Source organism: bacterium (assembly GCA_024224155.1).
Classification (GTDB): Bacteria; Acidobacteriota; Thermoanaerobaculia; order Multivoradales; family JAHEKO01; genus CALZIK01.
Genome location: JAAENP010000172.1, coordinates 1 through 5,641, shown reverse-complemented (window position 1 = coordinate 5,641; position 5,641 = coordinate 1). Strand labels below are relative to the sequence as shown.

The following is a 5,641-nucleotide window of genomic DNA, read 5'->3' as shown; positions in this document are numbered from 1 at the left end:
GGCGACCGCGACGCGGTGTTCGATCAGTGTGTGATGATGAACTTCATCAAAGGAGAACACGCGAGCAAGGTCGACCGCGACTGGCTGTGGAACTTCAGCGAGCCGTACTACCGACCGCTGCTACGCGACGAGCCGTTCCTGTTCACGGCCGAATACTGCAAGGAGGCGATCACGCAGATGTTCGGGGCGAATATGCGCAAGCTAAATATGCCGCCCGAGTATCTGCTCCTCAATCGCATCACCTTTGGCCTCAACTCGATCATGGCCAAGCTGGACGCGTTGAGAGTGATCACGCTTTTTGATGACGTGGTGATCACGAAAATCGATGGAATCGTTGTGCGAGCGAAGGGCAGAGGTGTAGAGGCTCTTGGGTGAGCGAGGACGGAGTGAAGAGGCGATTCCGGTTCCCGTTCCCAAAATCCCTATAGAGGGCGGGAATGGAATCGGATTGGATGAGGGCCGCAGGTCAACGCGGAAGGGGCGAGGCCAGGCGGAGACCTGCGCTGGTCTCGACGACGCGGCCGGCGGCGAGGAGTTGGCTCAAGGTCTCGGTCAGAGTGGCGTTGCGGATGCGACAGGCGTCTCGCAGCTGGCGGCGGCTCATGAGGGCGCCGTCGCTGAGGGCTTGCTCGATGCGTTGTGCAGGCGTGAGCTTGGGAGCCGGGACAGAGGCGGCCGAATGCTCGGCATCAGGGAGCACGCGTAGGGCCAGAGCGTCACCATCTTGATGAAGCTCGAGAGTGAGGGCCGAAATGGAGGGAGCAGCTCGCTGCTCGACGGAGAGCAGCAGTCGGTCCCGAGTTCGGCGCAGATAGAGATTGCTGTCGCCCCAGGCGTGAAGCTCGGAGGAGCCACGTAGGGCCTGCCCAGGGCGAGCAGCGCCGGATTTTCGAGCATGATGGACGAGGAGCACAGCGGTGCCGAAGGCGCGCTGCAAGTGGCGGAGGGCAGCCAGAAGCGGAGCGACGTCGGCGGCGGCGTTCTCGTCGATGCGGTGCAGACGGACGAAGGGATCGAGGATTAAGAGCACCGGGCGAATGACGTCCACGGTCTTGCGTAGACGGTCGAGATCACGCTCGAGGTCCAGTCGCAAAGAGGGACTGGTGATGACGTGGATATCCAAGGACTGGAAATCCACGTCGGCGGCCGTGGAGATACCGAGGAGTCGCTGTTTGACCACGGGCAGAGCGTCTTCGGCGGCAAAGAGGAGCACGGGCCCGGAGTTTTCTACCGGGAAGCGACGCAAGCATGGGGCACCGGATGCGACCGAGACAGCGACGTCCAGGGCGAGGAAGGACTTGTAGCACTTGGGCTCCCCGCCGACGATTCCAACGGCCTGCTGAGCCCACAGGGAACGGACGAGCCATTGGTGTCGCCGGTCTTGACTGTCGATGTCTCGAGGACGACAGGTGGGCAGAGGGTTCATCGTCGCTTTCCCGTGACGCGACGCGAGGCAGATTTCTCAGATGGGAGGGAAAAGACGTCGAAGTAGAGCTTCTCATCGAGTTGCGACGCCTCTCGCTGGGCGGCGGCGTCGAGAAGCTCCGCCGCCATGTTGACGAGTACACGATAGTTGCCCAGGGCATGCTCGCACAGGGTGTCGATGAGTCCCGAGGTCATCAGTTGCGGGTTGCCGGCGCTGAAGGCACAGGTGCACCAGGCAGCGGCGAAGGACGTCGCCGGAGGCGGGCGGCAGGGCGAGGCGGCATCGAATTCGGCTTCCCAGCGGCAAAAGCTCGTCGCGACGCAGCTTGTCGGTCAATCGCTCGTCGCCGGCGAGGACGACGCACAAGATGATGCGCGAGTCGAATCGAGTGCTGGCCAGCAGGCGCAATTCGCTCAAGGTTGCGGGCTGCATCTCCTGGGCCTCGTCTATTGTCGTTCAGCCAGCAGCACGGGGCGCACCAATGAGCCTGCGATATGGGCCTGCCAGCGCTCGCGCAACGCGCGAAATCCGCCCCACCGATTGCTCGGTCGCAGCGGGACGCCGAAGAGATCACCCATCTCGCGATAGAAGTCGTTCAAGCTGCTCTGAGGATGGACGAGTGCACCGACGGTGACCTCGCGGACGCTCTCGAGCCGCTGAGCCAGAATCCGCATCGCGACGCTCTTGCCGAGTCCCGGTTCACCGGTGATCAGGGAGAAGCCGCCCTCGCGGACCAGGTTGTGTTCGATTCGCCAGCAGAAATCCTCGATCTGAGGAGTCGAGAGCAGGGCCTCGGTGGGAATGCCCGGTGAGAATGGGTTCCATTTGAGCCCGTAACGCGTGAGTAGTTTGTTGTTCATATGTCGAGCCTTTGTGGTGATGATCGATATACGTTCATTCTAGTGATGGCGCACCATCTACGGCACGGCCGGTAATCGGTCGCAATTCGCTCATTTATCATTCTCTGTCTTGTGGTCGTTGTTCGCTCGCTGCTCGCCCTTGGGCAAATAGGCCGGTGGAAGCCCTGTTGCCGAATATTCGGCCATGAGTTCGCGCAAGAGCGGCGCCATCCCCGACGGTGGCGGCTCAGCTGGACTGACATCGTCCTGGGGCAGCGGCTTCAATACGCGCCGGCGGCCGTCGGCGTTTTGCGCCTTGTCAACGGGAAACAGCCGGCACAGGACGGTATCCGTTCGGCCGTCTATCATGTCCACGACTCGCAGGTCCCAGCGCGCATAGCGGACGTAGATGGTCTTCTGGTGGCGATAGCGCGAGGGCACCTCGAAGCGCTGCCCGGCGATGCTGACGGTGCCGTCGCTGCGTCGCTGCTGCCGGGCGTTGCGCATGCGAAACGCGCAGCGCACGCTGTCACTGTCCGGACTTGCGCGACCGACGTTCTTGTCGGACAGGAATCGCTCGAGGGGCGAGGTGCCAATCTCGCTGTGGAGCCCGCGATTGTAGTCGAGTTCGACCCACGCACAGAAGGCGTCGTTGAGTCGAGTCATGGTCAAGTCGCGGCATCCCTCGAGCATGGGCAAGAAGCGTCCTTCGGCCTGATTCCAGAACACCTCGCTTTTGGCGTTCTGATGGGGCGAATAGGGCAGCGTCATGGCGTGCGTGATATCCAGGTCGGCCAGACCCTCGCGAAACTCGGCGGCCTTCATCGCCGAGCCGCAGTCGCTCATCAGCTCGCCTGGAATCCCGCGTTTGAGCACTGCCTGCGAGAATCCGTGTGAGAGACTCTCGGCGGTCTCGTCCCAGTACCACTGACCATGACAGCACAGCCGGGAGCGATCGTCCAGACAGGCGAATAGATGCGGGCGGCACCACTGGCCCTTCTGGTCGAGGAGCGCTCGGGAGCCGAGATGGAAATCCAGATGCCATAGCGCGTTGACGTACTCGCGCTCATAGCTGCGCACCTCGTAGTGACCCTTGCCTCGGCGAAGTGGCTCTGTTGGATCTCGCTTGCGCTTACGCGGTTTCTTGAGCAGCCCGCGCGCTTGCATGTAGCGACGCACCGAGGCATACGAAGGCATCGGGCGAAGCTCCAGGTGCGCCCGAGCCAGCGCGGCCAGGTTATCGTAGTGCAGCTGGTAGCTCCACGACGAGTGCTCTTCGTATTGCCGGCTGATGACCCGAGCCAACGATTCGTTGATACTGCGATGATGACCGCGATCCGCGCGCACCTTGGTATCGAGCGCGCTGACCGGATCGCGTTCAGCGTTGCGCGCCGTGTAGTACCATCTGGCACCAGAGTTTAAGGGGTCGCCACCGTGAAACGCGTCGGTTCGCCCGTGATTGGATGTTCCCATAACTGCTCGGCGAGCTCGGAGAGCGCCGCGCGCAGCTCTCCCCGTTCCAGCGGGGCAATCAGTAGTTTGCCCACGACCGCAAAGCGAAACCGTCCCCATCGAGCGGGACCTCGTCTGTTGGTTTTTGTCATCTGACTCCTCGGCGAACCCAGTATCACCGAGTGGGTCGCTGGCAGACTACGTATCGCGTCTTTGACCGCCCGCCAATATGGCATCTTCTGCGGATCCGGATCGGCCCGCGATTTGTGCGCTCGACGAGGCCATCACCGACGCCGGTACACACGCCAGGAAACACAAAAGCTTCACCAGTCGGACGTCCTCGTTCGGGCCGGGAAATCGCTCAAGCAGCGACGCCGGCAGCCGGGACTCGTCGATCGGACTTCGGACTGCAAACCGGCCTCGGGCGCTTTGCCAGAAATCACCCGACGGAAAGCTCTCGAGCCACCACGACCGCCACCGCCGCAGCGTCCGCCGACTGATACCCAACTCCGCCTCGAGTCGCGCGGCCCGTTTTGGGGTCACCCCTTGCTGCATGGCCGTCACCAGCACCACGACCACTGCGACATACACTCGGCGTCCCAGAAACCGAACCGACCTGGGCGTCATTCGCTTGCGACAGCCCTCTATCCGGCAGCAGAAGCTCTCGCGGATTTCATAGGCTTTCTCGCTCGCGCCCGACACACCGCGCGGTTTGCGTTTGTAGTTGGAGCGATCGAGCTTGCCACCGCAGGGCGGGCAGCCCGCGTCCCGCGCGCTTTGCGCCACCTCGCGATCGATACTCGCCAGTAATTCATGGGTCTTTGGGTCTTGTATGATGGATTGACTCATGGCAACCTCTCCGGGTGCATGAGTGTCTCCCAACTCGACTGGGCGGGTGAGTCCTGACTCGGAAAATCTCCAAAAATGCTCCGTGCCCCTGCGGAAGTGGCAAGAAGTACAAGCTTTGCTGTCTACCCAAACTCCAGGCCGAGTCGGCTCGTGTCCCTGTCGGCAAGCCGGCGGACGACTTGGACACCGTGTCCAACCACGTCGTGGACCTCATCCACGCCGGCCGTCTCGACGAGGCCGAAGCCGCGGCTCGCGACCTGATGCAGCGTTTTCCCGAGGCCATTGACGGGCTCGAGCGACTCGGTCACGTCTACGAAGCGCGTGGCGACTTCAAGCGCGCCGCCCAATACTATCGTCAGGCCGTCGCCCACATCGGGGGGCCCGATGCCGATGAGCACACCCGGTGGCTGCAAGACCTCGCCGAAAAACTCGATCCTGACACGCTGCCCCAATCGGACAAGTGACACCGCGCCCCGGCATCTCCGGGTCACCCGAGTAGTCGGCGCCGGGCGACAGCGTCATTCGTGCACGCTGTGTGATGGTCTTCCCTCATGCCCATCACACAACGCGATCGAGGGATGCGGTACATCCATTGATTTGCGGGATCTTGCTCACGGTGCGAGAACTGGCGCACCCTGTCGCTGCGCTACTTCTACACCGAGGATGAGATCTCCGAGATGGCACTAACCGGGCGCGGCGAGGTGACGGCGTTTCGGTCTGATGGCGAAAATGATTAATTTTTTCAGACAGTTACATCGCCGTCGATAACCCGCCTGGTCCTTGTCGTGATTCCGTCGTGTTTCGGGATCCGCTCGAAAAGAGCAGAGCCTCTGCAGCACCCATAACGATACCAGACCCGCTAATTCCGGCCTCGAGACACATGTCGACGTGGTGCCGCTTGACACCTGGCGGGCCCAAGGTCGAGACTTTCGAACACAGCCGAGCTGGTTCTCATGGCCAGCTTCTCGTCCACTTTGAACAGGAACGCATGGAGGAACCATGGCATCGGTTTCCATGACATTAAACGGCAAGTCGGTCTCCGCGGACATCGCGCCCGGCACGTTGCTCGTCGATT

At 62.1% G+C, this 5,641-nt stretch carries 4 protein-coding genes and 3 pseudogenes; 3 read left to right on the top strand and 4 right to left on the bottom strand.

The window, feature by feature from the left end; all coding sequences use genetic code 11:
* A partial coding sequence (locus GY769_10135) for a hypothetical protein (GenBank protein ID MCP4202280.1) occupies window positions 1–375 on the top strand: 375 nt, incomplete at its 5' end.
* Between the two features lie 91 nt (window positions 376–466).
* Here the strand turns inward: GY769_10135 and GY769_10130 are convergent.
* The 4 genes and pseudogenes from GY769_10130 to GY769_10115 form a co-directional block, all read right to left on the bottom strand.
* Window positions 467–1,426, bottom strand: coding sequence for an AAA family ATPase (locus tag GY769_10130; GenBank protein MCP4202279.1), 960 nt, complete (start codon window positions 1,424–1,426; stop codon window positions 467–469).
* Window positions 1,423–2,286: pseudogene (locus GY769_10125) on the bottom strand (AAA family ATPase). The gene GY769_10130 and the pseudogene GY769_10125 overlap by 4 nt, the downstream one beginning before the upstream one ends.
* A 90-nt stretch (window positions 2,287–2,376) precedes the next feature.
* Window positions 2,377–3,869, bottom strand: a pseudogene (locus GY769_10120) (transposase family protein).
* A 46-nt stretch (window positions 3,870–3,915) separates the two neighbouring features.
* Window positions 3,916–4,566, bottom strand: coding sequence for a helix-turn-helix domain-containing protein (locus tag GY769_10115; protein ID MCP4202278.1), 651 nt, complete (start codon window positions 4,564–4,566; stop codon window positions 3,916–3,918).
* Window positions 4,567–4,619: 53 nt separating this feature from the next.
* Here GY769_10115 and GY769_10110 point away from each other — a divergent pair.
* Together GY769_10110 and GY769_10105 are read left to right on the top strand one after the other, a co-directional pair.
* A pseudogene (locus GY769_10110) lies at window positions 4,620–4,715 on the top strand (hypothetical protein).
* Window positions 4,716–4,745: 30 nt separating this feature from the next.
* Window positions 4,746–5,030, top strand: a complete 285-nt coding sequence (locus tag GY769_10105) for a tetratricopeptide repeat protein (GenBank protein MCP4202277.1) — start codon at window positions 4,746–4,748, stop codon at window positions 5,028–5,030.
* Window positions 5,031–5,641 lie beyond the last annotated feature (611 nt).

What these genes read in the sequence shown, in the direction of transcription:
- GY769_10130 (MCP4202279.1), bottom strand. Translation starts at nt 1,426, where the DNA reads ATGAACCCTCTGCCCACCTGTCGTCCTCGAGACATCGACAGTCAAGAC.
- GY769_10115 (MCP4202278.1), bottom strand. Translation starts at nt 4,566, where the DNA reads ATGAGTCAATCCATCATACAAGACCCAAAGACCCATGAATTACTGGCG.